This window comes from Streptomyces sp. NPDC102402, from assembly GCF_044765765.1.
GTDB lineage: Bacteria > Actinomycetota > Actinomycetes > Streptomycetales > Streptomycetaceae > Streptomyces.
The window spans coordinates 42,665-55,397 of the sequence record NZ_JBIWKR010000015.1; the positions used below are offsets into that span (position 1 = coordinate 42,665).

The following is a 12,733-nucleotide window of genomic DNA, read 5'->3' on the forward strand; positions in this document are numbered from 1 at the left end:
CTCCCGGGGGATGGAGGGGGTCGACCACGCCGACGAGGGCCGATGGTGATGGAAGGTACAGATGCCCAGGTGCGATGAACAGATGTAACGCGGATACCGTCCTGCGTCCGTGTTTCGAGTGGCGCACCGCGCCGTGACATGAACGTAACGTTCATTACATCTGTTCAAACAACATCGCTATGTGTAACTTCACATCCAAGCCGACTGCGGTGCACGGACGTCACGTCATCGGCGGCTGACACTCCTCGGGAGGGAACCATCGTGAAGTACGCACATCTGCCTCGCCGCGCCTCTGTCGCCGCTGTGACGGTCTCGGCCCTACTGACGCTCACCGCCTGCGGCGGGGACGACACCACGGAGAAGACCTCCGCGAAGGCGCCCGCCGCCGTCGAGATCGCCGGCGTGAGCGTCAAGAAGGACGCCACGCAGCACGACGCGCTGCCGGCCGCCATCAAGGCCTCCGGCACCGTCCGGGTCGCCACCGACGTGCCGTACGCGCCCTTCGAGATGTTCGTCGAGGAGGGCAAGCCCGAACTGACCGGTCTCGACTACGACCTGGGCCAGGCCATCGGCGCCCGGCTCGGCGTGAAGTTCGCCTTCACCCCGCAGAAGTTCGACGGGATCGTGCCCGCGATCCAGGCCGGCAAGTTCGACGTGGCGATGTCCGCGATGACGGACAACAAGGAGCGGCAGGCCGTCGTCGACTTCGTCGACTACTCCGTCTCCGGCTCCGGGATCCTGGTCGCCAGGGGCAACCCGGAGAAGATCACCACGCTCGACGACCTGTGCGGCAAGAAGGTCGCCGTCCAGGCCGCGACCAACCAGCTCGACCTGCTCAAGGGGCACCAGAAGGCCTGCAAGAAGGCCGGCGGCAGCGGCCAGATCGACATCCAGACCTTCCCGAAGGACTCCGACGCCCAGCTCGCCCTGCGCGCCAAGAAGGTCGTCGCCCAGGTGCTCACCAAGCCGGCCGCCGGCTGGACCGCGAAGACCGCCGACGGCGGCGCCACCTTCGAGGTCGTCGACGACCCGGCCGCCACCGGCGGCTACAACGCCTCCCCGAACGGCATCGCGGTCTCCAAGAAGCTCCCCGAGCTGACCGACGGGATCCAGAAGGCCCTCCAGTCGCTCATCGACGACGGCACCGCAGCCAAGATCTTCGACAAGTACGGCGTCGGCTCCATCGCGGTCAAGGAAGCCACCAGGAACGCGGCGGTCGACTAGAGATGACCACCACACTCGACACCGTGCCGCGGACGACGGCCGACGAGGACCTGACCGTCGTCCCCGTACGCCACTGGGGCCGCTGGATCGCTGCGGGCGCCGCGCTGCTCTCGCTGGCCGGACTCGTCGGCTCGCTCGCCACCAACGCCAACCTGCGATGGGACGTCGTCGGCAACTACCTCTTCGCCGACCTGATATTCGACGGGCTCGCCACCACCCTCTGGCTGACCGTCGCCTCGATGGCCCTGGGGCTCTCCCTCGGCACCCTCGTCGCGGTCATGCGGCTGTCGTCGAACCCGGTGCTGCTCAGCATGTCGTCGCTGTTCGTGTGGGTGTTCCGCGGCACCCCGCTGCTCGTCCAGATCATCTTCTGGGGGTACGCGGGGGCGCTGTACCAGCACGTGAAGATCGGCGTCCCGTTCACGGACATCACGTTCGTGCAGGCCGACACCAACGACCTGCTCACCCCGACGGTCGCCGCCCTGCTCGCCCTCGGCCTCAACGAGGCGGCGTACGCGTCGGAGATTGTCCGGGCCGGCATCCAGTCCGTCGACGTCGGCCAGACCGAGGCCGCCCACTCGCTCGGCATGCGGCCGGCGCTGACCATGCGCCGGATCGTGCTGCCGCAGGCGATGCGGGTCATCATCCCGCCGATGGGCAACGAGACAATCAACATGCTCAAGATGACCGCGCTGGTCTCGGTCATCGCCGCGCACGACCTGATGTCCAACATCCAGGACGTGTACGCGCAGAACTACCAGGTCATCCCGATGCTCGTCGTCGCGTCTCTCTGGTACCTGGCCCTGGTCAGCCTGCTGAGCGTTCCGCAGGCGTGGCTGGAGCGACGGTACGGACGGGGCACGGGGCGGACGGAACGGGCCACAGCGCTCGGGCGGTTGCTCGGTAGGGCGCGGCTCGTCGGTGGGCGTCCGAAGAACGCGAAGGAGACAATGCGTTGAGCGCGCCCATGGTGCACGCCCAAGGCGTGCGCAAGCACTTCGGGAAGCTCGAGGTCCTCAAGGGCATCGACCTGACCGTCGAACGTGGCGAGGTCTGCTGCCTGCTGGGCCCCTCCGGGTCGGGCAAGTCGACCTTCCTGCGCTGCATCAACCACCTCGAGAAGATCGACGGCGGCAAGCTCGCCGTCGACGGCGACCTCGTCGGCTACCGGCGGCGCGGCGACAGGCTGCACGAGCTGCGGGAGAAGGAGATCGCGGCCCATCGCCGTGACATCGGCATGGTGTTCCAGCGGTTCAACCTCTTCCCGCACCTGACCGCCGAGCGCAACATCATGGAGGCGCCCGTCCGCGTCGGCGGCGCTTCTACGGCCACCGCGCGGGAGGACGCCCGCCGACTCCTGGACCAGGTCGGCCTCGGGGACCGGGCCGGGCACTACCCCGCCCAGCTCTCCGGCGGCCAGCAGCAGCGGGTCGCGATCGCCCGGGCCCTCGCGATGAAGCCCAAGCTGATGCTCTTCGACGAGCCGACGTCCGCGCTCGACCCCGAGCTGGTCGGTGACGTCCTGGACGTCATGAGGCAGTTGGCGGCCAACGGCATGACCATGGTCGTCGTCACCCACGAGATCGGCTTCGCCCGCGAGGTCGGCGACACCGCGGTATTCATGGACGACGGCGTGGTCGTCGAGGCGGGCGACCCCCGCCGGATCCTGGTCGAACCAGAGCAGGAGCGCACCCGCGCGTTCCTCTCCAAGGTGCTGTGACCGCGCCCTCGCGGCAGGGGGCCCGCACGGGTCGGCTCCTTGCGGACGCGGAGTCGCGCCTGGAGGGGTACCTGTCCTCTCTGGCGGAGCTGGTCGCTATCGACTCCGGGTCGTACAGCCCGGCCGGGGTGAACCGGGTCGCGGACTGGACGGCCCGACGGTTGGCGGGGGCCGGGTTCGAGGTGGAGCGGGTGCGGGGCGGACCGGACGCGGGGGACGTCCTCGTCGCGCGCCGGCGCGGCTCGCTCGCCCCCGAGGACGGGGGGCGGCGGGTGCTGCTCGCCGCCCACATGGACACCGTCTTCCCCGACGGGACCGCCGCCGCGCGGCCGTTCTCGCGGCGCGGTCGGTTCGCCCACGGGCCCGGCGTCAGCGACGACAAGGGTGGACTGCTCGCCGGAATCACCGCGCTGGAGATCCTCGCTGCGAAGGGGGTCACGGAGTACGCCGAACTCGTCCTGCTCGCCACGCCCGACGAGGAGATCGGCTCGCCGTCTTCCCGGGCGGTCACCGAGCGGGTGGCGCGGGGCGTGGACTGTGCGCTGGCGCTGGAGTGCGCGCGGGAGAACGGGGATCTCGTCGTAGCGCGCAAGGGGGTCGCGGACTTCCTGCTCACCGTGACCGGGCGAGCCGCGCACTCCGGGATCGAGCCGGAGCGGGGGGCGAACGCGGCGCTGGCCGCGGCGCACCTCGTCGTCGAGTTGCAGGCGCTGAACGGGCGTTGGCCGGATGTCACCGTCAACGTCGGGGTCGTCCGGGCTGGCGAGCGCACCAACATCGTCTGTCCGGCAGCGGAGTTGCAGGTCGAGGTGCGGTCGGCGACCGCGGAGGGGATGTCCTGGGCCCGCGCCGCGATCGAGTCGGCAGCGGCGGTGCCGGTGGTCGCTGGGACGTCCGTCGAGGTGCGGCAGGTCGATCTGTGTCCGCCGATGGAGGCGACGGGTGCGGTGCGTGGGCTGCTCGCCCAAGCACGTTCGGTCGGGGCGCAGTGGGAACTGTCGTTCGGTGCGGCGGCGACAGGGGGTGTCGGTGACGCGAACATCATCGCCGGGGTCGGTGTGCCCGTCCTCGACGGGCTCGGGCCCGTCGGAGGCGCGGACCACACTCCCGAGGAGTGGCTCGACGTGACCACGGTCCCGGCGCGGGTCGCTCTCCTCGCCGGCCTAGTCGCCTCCCTCGGCACCACCCACACCGACTGACCTGTCTGCGGCCAGGCCAGCTCACGCGGCACGCGGGCTCCCCCTGGCTGGGGGCAATCGTCCGCAGGGCGGAACGGGTGGGCACAGCCCGACGTGCCGAGCGCACAGCGACGCTTGCAGCCCTAACGTCCCGCCCGCCCCGCGCAACGGGGATTCGCGGCTCCGCCCGGTGGCCTCAAACTCCCCCGCTCTCGGCTTCGCTCGAGCAGGGGGCACCCCCCACCGGGCTGAGGAACGCCACTTCTCGCCGGCCCGGTGAAGCCCTTGTGGGCTCGCCCTCGACCTCGAGTGCAGGTCGAGCTGTTTCCCCAACCAGGAGGTTCTGATGACCAGCTCCACCCTCACCGCCTGCGCCACCGCCCTCCTCCTCACCCTGGTGACCGCCCCCACGGCCGCCGCCGACGGCGGCAACGGACACGACGGCTCCCTCGTCCTCGTCGGCGGCGGCCTGAAGGACGACAACAAGCAGGTCTACGGCGAGATCATCAATCGCGCCGGCGGCGCGACCGCCCGGATCGGCGTGATCACGGCCGCATCCGTGCCGGAGAGCCAAGACCCGGACGCCGCGGACCCCGAACTGTGCTCCAACTCCAAATGCAACGGGGCGTACTACGCCGGCCTGTTCAAGTCGCACGGCGCGGCGGACGCGCAGTGGATCCCGATCGATCTGGACCACGTAGCGAACGCGGACGACGCCGCCGTCGTCCGGCAGGTGAACTCGATGAGCGGGTTCTTCTTCGGCGGCGGTGACCAGTCGCGTTACCTGATGACGCTGCTGAACGGCCCCGCGCACAAGGACACCAAGGTACTCGCGGCGATCCGCGCCAAACTCCGGGCGGGCGCGGTCGTCTCCGGGTCGAGCGCGGGCGCGCAGATCGCGGCCGGCAAGGACATGGTGACGGGCGGCGAGTCGTACGAGGGGCTGCGGGACGGCAGCAGCCCGGGGTACTTCGATGAGCCGACCGTGCTCGGGTACGAGCCAGAGGGCGGGTTCGGGTTCCTGCGGTCGGGGCTGATCGACACGCACACCGGGGCGTACGGCCGGGAGGGGCGGGCGATACGGCTGGCCGCGGACACCGGGAACGACCGGGTGTACGCACTGGAGGAGAACACCGCTCTCGTCATAGAGCACCCGGGCAGCACGCGCGAGCGGGTGCGGGTGCTCGGCCCGCGCGGCGTCGCCGTGCTCGACCTGCGGAGGGCGCGAGGAATCGAAGGGACCGAAGCCGGGGCCTGGTCCGTGAGCGGTGTGCGCTACAGCTACCTCACCGACGGCGACCGCTACGCTCCCCGGACGTGGCTTACCCTGCCCGCCCCGGGCAAGCGGCCGCTCCTGCCCCGGTCGACCGCGCCGGTGCCCGTGAACGGCGACGTCTTCTACTCCGTCGGCAACCCCGACGGCGTCCCGTACTCCTTCCTGGACACCGCCCGCGCCCTGGCCGCGACCCGCGCTCAGCGCACCGCCGCGGCGACGACGTACGAGGACGGGCCGCGGTTCACGGTCACGTTCGACAAGGCGCCCGGCTTCGTCGCCTGGGGCAAGGACGCCGCCGCACCGCAGACCCTGACCGGTCTCGGCATCCGGATCACCTCCGAGTAGCCGCGCCGACAGCCCCGGGCGGTAGGGGGCCGGCCAACCGGGCGGGGCGGCGCCGGACCGCCAGCTCCGCCCCGCTCGATGCCGCCCATACACCCGGCACCGACTCCTGCCCGCCCGGCCTACCCCGTGGCCGGGGCAGGCCGGGCGTCGTCCGCGGACGCTCCACGCCAGTAGGCTCGCCGGACAGCCCGCACACCCCGAAGGGATCGAACACCATGGCCTCTGGCGCGCTCGCCGACGACATCCGGCAGAAGCTGGGCGAGCTGAGCCCGGCCGAGCGCAAGGTCGCGCGAGTGCTTCTGGCGGGCTATCCGGCGGCCGGGTTCGAGACCGTCGCGGTGCTCGCCAAGCGGGCCGTCGTCAGCGCGCCGACGGTGATCCGGTTCGTGAACCGGCTCGGCTACCGGGGCTTCCCCGACTTCCAGGCCGCCCTGCGCGACGAACTCGACGCGCGCAACGCCTCTCCGCTGTCGCTGTACGAGACGACCGGGTACGCGCGCGCCGAGAAGACGAGCGGGGACGGCGACGACCAGGACTCCGCCCTCCTGCGCCACGGCAGCGAGGTTTTCACCGGTGCGCTCACCGCGACCCTCGCCGAACTCCCGCCGCACGACTTCGAGCACGCTGTCCGGCTCCTCGCAGACCGCAAGCGCCGCATCACGCTGGTCGGCGGGCGCTTCACGCACCTCCTCGCCCAATACCTCGGTCTACACCTGATGCAACTCCGCGACGACGTACGGTTTCTGCCGGATCGCGACGTCGAACGCACCGCCATCCTCGCCGCGTTGGCCCGGCGGGACGTCTTCGTCGTCTTCGACTACCGCCGCTACGAGGCCGACGCGACCACCGTCGCCGCCCTCGTCCAAGAACACGGCGGCAAGGTCATCCTGTTCACTGACACCTGGCTCTCGCCCGCCGCGCCGCACGCCGAGGTCGTCCTGCCGAGCCGGGTCGCGGCACCCTCCCCCTACGACAGCCTCGTCCCCACCCTCGCCGTCCTCGAGACCGTCGTCGCCGGCGTCATCACCGCCCTCGGCGACGACGCGCGCCGCCGGATGCAGCACGGCGAGGACGTCGCCCGGCGCGCAGGTCTCTACTGACCCGGCCGCGTCCGGCGGATTGGCCGGCGGCCCGAACGCGTTTCGCGGCGGCCGGGAGCGACGTTCGGCCTGCCGCGGTTGTGGCAGACCGGCAGGCCGGTCTGCCACAACCTTGGACTTCAACTCCTCGACGCCGTGTCGTCGGCGGGATCGGGCGGGGGCCTGCCGCAGCAGGTGCTCCGAGAGTACGTCGGTCCCCAGGTAGCGGGTGACAGGGCCCAGGTCGCGGTGGGGCAGTTGAACCAGGCGCGGGCGCGGCGGCGAACTCGTCGGGGAGGTCGAGGAAGTGCTGATAGATCCGGGAGTAGTCGGGGTACACGCGCACCGCGGCCGAACAGGGTCGTTCTGGACTCCCCCACCTTTCCGCGCACCCGTTGGTCTCCTGCTAAGGCGGGCGCTCGGGCTTTATTGCAACGCGACCATTCGTGCGACGAAAAAGCCTGCGACCAGTACGGCGCCCAGCGCGATCAACCATAGCCAGATATGGGGATGCTCTTGAAGCCCCCCATCCGGGCGTTCTTCATGAGCCTCAGCAGTCGAGCCCTCGACTGGAGGCGTCTCTTCAGGGGGTACAGGGGCTTCTGCCATCGCTCCAGGGTCATCCCTTACGGCCGTAACGGCACTGTGGACGTCCTTCGTGGTGCGGCGAGCGGCGACTGGGCTCGCCGCACGGCAGTTCAATCGCGCTCGTAGTTGGCCAGAGCGAGACCCAGGGCGAAGAAGGTGGGGGCCCAATGGCCCACGAAGATCCCCCATCGGTCAGCACGGTCCACTCCGGCGCTCTCGGCCTGCTCGGACACCGCCCAGGCAACGTACGAAGCAGCGATGGACGCGAAGCCTGCGGTGTAGCAGTGTTCGCTGCGCAGACCACTAGCGTTAAGCGACTTGACGATCACGATCATCTCTCCCTTTGCCTGGCAATCGGTGTCATAGCACCACAGCATTCGTAGAGGCGCCTTCGGTGGAAGCCAGATGGCGCAGTGACAGCGACGAGATCGCCCGCACGTGTTGGAGCAGAATGAACCGGCTCCAAGAAGGCCGCCTTCCGTGCACGGATGTACTGGAACAGAGCGCTTGTTCCGTTGCCGTCGTCTTCCTGCGGCTAGTGTGATGCGCCAGAAATCCTGAGGGTTAGTTGTGCTCGGTTTTCTGGCCGGTGGTTCCGACCTTGGCGAGGTAGTAGGCGAGAGAGTTGAGGATCTCGTCGGCTGTCTTGGGTCGCTGGCCTTGCTCCAGGGCCCATCGGAACCGTATGCCGTCGATCGATTACGCCTCGCGGTCAGACTGTGGTGCTGCTGGCCACGTGCTTCCTGCGCGGTGAGGGGGAATTCATGTGACGCTAAAGGGGCTGGGTTCCAGCGGACCCTCGAAGGTTCCTTCAGGAAGACGCGCGCAAAGCCAATTCTGACTCTGTGAGTCTGCGGCATCTTCCATCCGTGTAGCCAGACCTCTTCGAGGAGGAGAGATCTCATGCATGTCACCCACATCCGTCGCACGCTAGCTACTGCTGCAGCGGCTGCCGTACTTCCTGTCGCGATCGGGATCGCTGCTCCGGTCGCGTCCGCCGACACCGGCACACAACCGTTCGGACCTGGCTGTTCCTCCCTTCCGCAGGAAGGGAAGGGCAGCCTCAGTGACATGGCGAGTACCCCGGTGGCGACCGCAGCCGCCAACAACCCGGAGCTGAAGACGCTCGCCGCTGCAGTAAAGGCTGCGGGCCTGGGCGACACATTGAACAACGCCAAGGACATCACGGTGTTCGCTCCGACCAACGCGGCGTTCGAGAAGATCCCGAAGGCAGACCTGGACGCACTGCTCGCCGATAAGGCTCAGCTGGCGAAGGTCCTCAAGTATCACGTCGTGGACCAAGACGTCACTCAGAAGGATCTCGCGAAGGGGGACTTCACGACTCTGGAGGGCAGCAAACTCACCACCTCGGGATCCGGCGACTCCTTCACCGTGAACGACTCCGCGAAGATCGTCTGCGGTGGCATCCCCACTGCCAACGCCACGGTAGAGCTCATCGATACGGTCCTGATGCCCAAGTAGGCGCGCGCAGCACAGTGAGTGCAGTGGTGGTCCACGGCTCATGGTTACGACCCGGACCCGCTTCGCACGCCGTGACACAGCGCTACTCCCCCGCTGCTCCGCCAAAGGTCTCCGCAGGCTCTTCGCGTAAAAGGCAGCCTCATCGGTCTGCGATTAGCCGAAAGGTGGCGGACTCTGCTGGAGCGGTCGGCTGGGGAGCCATTGGTAGGCACGCGCTGTGTGCGATCACCGGTTTCTACGCACAATGCTGACGTTGAGAGCGGTAGCAAAGCAGCACCACATGGCGTACGGCGTTAAGGCCCTGCCCGTCAAGACCTACTGAGGTTTAACTCGTGGTGTCGTCATGCGGATTTGATGGTCAGGCCGGTCTCGGTGAGGCAGCCGTCGATGAGGTTGCTGCGGTACTGGATGTGCCGTAGGCCGCTCCGGAGGGTGCGGATGAGGTGTTCTGGCGTGGAGAAGGCGACGTTGGAGAGCCAGCCGCGACGTAGCAGGGACCAGATGCCTTCGACGGGGCTGAGGTCGGGTGCTTATGCAGGCAGGTAGTGGATGGTCAGCCAGTCGCGGGATGCGGCGAACTCCCGGAGTCCGCGGCTTTGTGGACGTTGAGGTTGTCCCAGATGAGGACGATTGGGCCGCCGAGCTGTTGGTGGGCTGCGGTCAGAAGGTCCCGGTAGTCGCGCCAGGAGAAGCTCTTGCGCCCGTCGCGCCGGCCGTCGTCCCGTCGCGGCCGGTAGATCAGCCGGGATCGGTGGCCGGGTTTGTAGCAGGTCAGCGCGGCGATCGATATCCGTCTGCGTGAGTGGCCGCGGACCCGCTCCACCGGGGTCCGCCCGCGCTGCGACCAGGTCTTGGCGTGCGACGGCGTCATTCGACGGCCACCGTGGGAGGCGCATTGGGTTCGGGCCTGGAGAGCGACGAAGCGATCCGGGCATCCGCATACTCCAAGCGCGAACAGGAACGCCGCCAGATGCTCCAGGACGACCACGACGCGTAGCAGGTGATTTGAACCGGAGACGTGCCGCCGCTCGACGGCCGCCTGGATCCATAGAATCCCCCGCGTTGCCCGGCCGACGCACAGTCGTTTAGCAAGGGTTTCTATGGATATGGGCAAAATGTGCATGCTAGGGCCGCCTGGGCTCCTACTGGCGGTCCGGCCGTGGTGCCACCGCGCACCTGAACCGGGTGGGCGGCCCGCCGAGGCGTGCCGGAGCCGAAGACTCCGTCGTACCACCGCGCGAGAGTCGGGCTGCGTGCTGCGCCTCCATCGCAGCCGCGCTGCGGTCATGCCGCGGCGCCGAAAGAAGCGATCATGAAAGCAGCGGTATATGAGAGCCCGCGTACGGTCACGGTGAAGGACGTGCCGGACGCGAAGATCGAGCACCCCTGCGACATCATCGTCAAAATCACCGCCACCAACATCTGCGGCTCGGACCTGCACATGTACGAGGGGCGCACCTCGTTCGAGTCCGGTCGCACCCTGGGCCACGAGAACATGGGCCAGGTCGTCGAGGTCGGATCGGCCGTGAGCAAGGTCCAGGTCGGCGAGTACGTGGTCCTGCCCTTCAACATCGCCTGCGGCTTCTGCAAGCAGTGCGAACGGGGCCTGACGAACTACTGCCTGACCATGCAGCCCGAACCGGCCCTCGCCGGAGCCGCCTACGGATTCGCCGAGATGGCCCACGTCAAACCAGGCGACCAGACCGTCGTCTTCGGAGCCGGCCCGGTCGGCCTGATGGCGGCCTACTCCGCCCTCATCAAGGGCGCAGGACGCGTCTGGGTCGCCGACCACCAGCCCGACCGGCTGCGCAAGGCGGAGGAGATCGGCGCCATCCCCATCAACACCGCCGAGCAGGATCCGGCAGAAGTCGTCAAGGAAGCCACCCTCGGCCTGGGCGCCGACAACGGCTGCGAATGCGCCGGCTACCAGGCACACGACCCCCAGGGACACGAGGACGCCGGCCTCACACTTAACGGCCTGATCGACTCCGTCAGGTTCACCGGCGACCTCGGCGTCGTGGGCGTGTTCCTGCCCGAGGACCCCGGCGGCGAAAAAGCCCAAGGGAAGCTGGAGGCACAGGGCAAGGTCCCCATCGACTTCGGCATGATGTGGTTCAAGGGCCAGCACATGGGGACCGGACAAGCACCCGTGAAGAGGTACAACCGGGCGGTGCGCGACCTCATCGCCGGCGACAAGGCAAAGCCGAGCTTCATCGTCTCCCACGAACTCGGCCTCGACGAAGCCCCCACCGCCTACAAGCACTTCGACGCCCGCGACGAGGGCTGGACCAAGGTAGTCCTGCACCCCAACGGACACAGCAACGGTCACAAGCGGTAAGGCTCCCGGGGCTGCCATCCCGCCCGTATCCTCCGAACCGAACCGGCCGAGGCAGTTGTTCAGGGGGTAGGGAGGCGACAACCCCACGACGCAGGTTGGACGGCGCGAACGAGCGCGCGGTCCACACGCCGACGTCCCCTCTGCCACAGCCAAGTCAATTTGTGGGATCCCTTCAAACGAACCTCGGCCTCAACCTGGTTCCGGCCTGGCTCCCTGGCAGAGCGCAGGAAGCCGGGCGGCCACAGCTCATTGCCCCGACAAGTCTGCCGCTCCAGGACTGTTCGGTGTGGGGTCGAGCGCACGCCTGGACGAATAACAGTTAGCTGACTACCCATCAGCAAAGTCAGCATTGGGTCAGCATTGGTCCGGCTAGGCCTGCCCACACATGGCGACACCTCCGCCTGGAAGCCAGCCCCGGACGGTATCGCAGAGCAAACTTGCAGCAGCAATTCACACCTGACAGTCAGGTGCGGTCCACGCCCCACTTCCGCTGACCTCTGGATCCCCATAAGGCCCTGCTCAGCGAGTACGACCCCGCGGCTTCAAGGGCCCCGGCGGTAGCTCCGGAGCGGAGAGCCGCGCCCCTGCATACCCGTTCACATCCCCAAACCTCACCCCCTTCACCCAGTCCTCGCGCGCCCTGCTGATATCGTCGTGGGATCTAGCGATGAAGTTCCACCACATGACGACCTCCTCCTCGAACGGCTCACCGCCGAGAAGCATCAGCCCGGCGTCGGAGACCGCGCGCAGTGGCAGTTCGGTTCGGCCGCAGCCGAGGTAGAGCATCGAGCCGGGCAGGACGGGGACGCCGTCGACCTCGGCCTCGCCGGACATCGAGAGCACGGCGTACTCGAAGTCGGGATCCAGCGGCAGGCGGGCCTCGGCGCCGTCCGTGAGGGCCAGGTCGGCTCCGACGATCGGCGTGTAGGCCGTGCCGGGTGACACGGCACCGTCGAGTTCACCCAGGATGACGGTCGCGGTGAGGCCTGGCGCCGTGACGGTGGGCAGGTCGGCGTGATGCTGGAAGTGCGGCTCGACATGCCGGTGGGCGTCGGGCAGTGCCACCCAGAGCTGGGCCCCGTGCAGGAACCTCCCATGCGGCTTCGGGCTCTCCTCGGAGTGGCTGATGGCCCTCCCGGAGGTCATCAGCCCCAGTTCGCGCGGGAGGATCCGCTGGAGACTCCCCAGGCTGTCGCGGTGCAGGACCTCTCCGTCGTGCAGCCAGCTGACCGTCTGCAGGCCCATGTGGGGGTGCGGCGGCACCTGCATCCCCGGCTCGTCCGCGATGTCGTCCGGGCCGTAGTGGTCCACGAACGCCCAGGCGCCGACCATGCGGCGGCCCAGGTTGGGCAGCAGTCTGCGTACCTCGGTGGACTCGCCGAGCCGGACGTGGCGCGGAGTGAGGAGTTCTCGTACCGGTTCGGCGACGACGAAGCCACGCCCCCCGCAGACGGAGGGGGAGGCCTGGCGATCGAGATTGCTCATGGCGCACAACCTATTCCC

General features: G+C 68.6%; 12 protein-coding genes and 1 pseudogene. 8 read left to right on the forward strand and 5 right to left on the reverse strand.

Translation table 11 applies throughout. The features are described 5' to 3' along the window. The first annotated feature begins 261 nt into the window (after positions 1–261). From ACIRJR_RS30510 to ACIRJR_RS30535, 6 genes are all read left to right on the forward strand, one after another. Positions 262–1,224 (forward strand): ABC transporter substrate-binding protein, encoded by a 963-nt coding sequence (locus ACIRJR_RS30510; RefSeq protein WP_403786564.1) that lies wholly within the window; start codon positions 262–264, stop codon positions 1,222–1,224. A gap of 2 nt (positions 1,225–1,226) precedes the next feature. Then, positions 1,227–2,183 (forward strand): amino acid ABC transporter permease, encoded by a 957-nt coding sequence (locus ACIRJR_RS30515; RefSeq protein ID WP_403786566.1) that lies wholly within the window; start codon positions 1,227–1,229, stop codon positions 2,181–2,183. An 8-nt stretch (positions 2,184–2,191) separates the two neighbouring features. Continuing rightward, positions 2,192–2,944 carry an amino acid ABC transporter ATP-binding protein gene (locus ACIRJR_RS30520; protein ID WP_403786747.1) on the forward strand — a complete coding sequence of 251 codons (753 nt, stop codon included), beginning with the start codon at positions 2,192–2,194 and terminating at the stop codon, positions 2,942–2,944. Further along, on the forward strand, positions 2,941–4,143 hold the full coding sequence (locus ACIRJR_RS30525) for a M20 family metallopeptidase (RefSeq protein WP_403786568.1): 1,203 nt from the start codon (positions 2,941–2,943) through the stop codon (positions 4,141–4,143). The genes ACIRJR_RS30520 and ACIRJR_RS30525 overlap by 4 nt, the downstream gene beginning before the upstream one ends. A 325-nt stretch (positions 4,144–4,468) precedes the next feature. Continuing rightward, entirely contained in the window at positions 4,469–5,743 is a 1,275-nt protein-coding gene (locus tag ACIRJR_RS30530; RefSeq protein WP_403786570.1) for a cyanophycinase, read from the forward strand. 215 nt (positions 5,744–5,958) lie between these two features. After that, a complete protein-coding gene (locus tag ACIRJR_RS30535; protein WP_403786572.1) occupies positions 5,959–6,843 on the forward strand; it encodes a MurR/RpiR family transcriptional regulator in 885 nt (294 codons plus the stop codon). A gap of 405 nt (positions 6,844–7,248) precedes the next feature. Here the strand turns inward: ACIRJR_RS30535 and ACIRJR_RS30540 are convergent, their stop codons facing one another. After that, a complete protein-coding gene (locus tag ACIRJR_RS30540) occupies positions 7,249–7,431 on the reverse strand; it encodes a DUF6480 family protein (protein ID WP_403786574.1) in 183 nt (60 codons plus the stop codon). Between the two features lie 89 nt (positions 7,432–7,520). Continuing rightward, entirely contained in the window at positions 7,521–7,739 is a 219-nt protein-coding gene (locus ACIRJR_RS30545) for a hypothetical protein (protein WP_403786749.1), read from the reverse strand. Positions 7,740–8,313: 574 nt separating this feature from the next. Between ACIRJR_RS30545 and ACIRJR_RS30550 the strand changes: the two genes are divergently transcribed. After that, a complete protein-coding gene (locus ACIRJR_RS30550) occupies positions 8,314–8,892 on the forward strand; it encodes a fasciclin domain-containing protein (protein WP_403786576.1) in 579 nt (192 codons plus the stop codon). Between the two features lie 225 nt (positions 8,893–9,117). On the opposite strand, the gene ACIRJR_RS30555 is transcribed toward ACIRJR_RS30550, so the two are convergent. Together ACIRJR_RS30555 and ACIRJR_RS30560 are read right to left on the reverse strand one after the other, a co-directional pair. Further along, positions 9,118–9,204 (reverse strand): tryptophan-rich sensory protein, encoded by an 87-nt coding sequence (locus ACIRJR_RS30555; RefSeq protein WP_403786751.1) that lies wholly within the window; start codon positions 9,202–9,204, stop codon positions 9,118–9,120. A gap of 29 nt (positions 9,205–9,233) precedes the next feature. Then, positions 9,234–9,763 (reverse strand): annotated as a pseudogene (locus ACIRJR_RS30560) (transposase). A 441-nt stretch (positions 9,764–10,204) separates the two neighbouring features. On the opposite strand from ACIRJR_RS30560, the gene ACIRJR_RS30565 reads away from it, so the two are divergent. Next, positions 10,205–11,230 (forward strand): glutathione-independent formaldehyde dehydrogenase, encoded by a 1,026-nt coding sequence (locus ACIRJR_RS30565; protein WP_403786578.1) that lies wholly within the window; start codon positions 10,205–10,207, stop codon positions 11,228–11,230. Between the two features lie 519 nt (positions 11,231–11,749). Here ACIRJR_RS30565 and ACIRJR_RS30570 read toward each other — a convergent pair. Next, positions 11,750–12,715, reverse strand: a complete 966-nt coding sequence (locus ACIRJR_RS30570) for a pirin family protein (protein WP_403786580.1) — start codon at positions 12,713–12,715, stop codon at positions 11,750–11,752. Positions 12,716–12,733 lie beyond the last annotated feature (18 nt).

Coding starts and splice junctions, on each gene's coding strand:
- ACIRJR_RS30550 (WP_403786576.1), top strand. CDS start 8,314: ATGCATGTCACCCACATCCGTCGCACGCTAGCTACTGCTGCAGCGGCT.
- ACIRJR_RS30535 (WP_403786572.1), top strand. CDS start 5,959: ATGGCCTCTGGCGCGCTCGCCGACGACATCCGGCAGAAGCTGGGCGAG.
- ACIRJR_RS30540 (WP_403786574.1), bottom strand. CDS start 7,431: ATGGCAGAAGCCCCTGTACCCCCTGAAGAGACGCCTCCAGTCGAGGGC.
- ACIRJR_RS30570 (WP_403786580.1), bottom strand. CDS start 12,715: ATGAGCAATCTCGATCGCCAGGCCTCCCCCTCCGTCTGCGGGGGGCGT.
- ACIRJR_RS30520 (WP_403786747.1), top strand. CDS start 2,192: ATGGTGCACGCCCAAGGCGTGCGCAAGCACTTCGGGAAGCTCGAGGTC.
- ACIRJR_RS30530 (WP_403786570.1), top strand. CDS start 4,469: ATGACCAGCTCCACCCTCACCGCCTGCGCCACCGCCCTCCTCCTCACC.
- ACIRJR_RS30515 (WP_403786566.1), top strand. CDS start 1,227: ATGACCACCACACTCGACACCGTGCCGCGGACGACGGCCGACGAGGAC.
- ACIRJR_RS30565 (WP_403786578.1), top strand. CDS start 10,205: ATGAAAGCAGCGGTATATGAGAGCCCGCGTACGGTCACGGTGAAGGAC.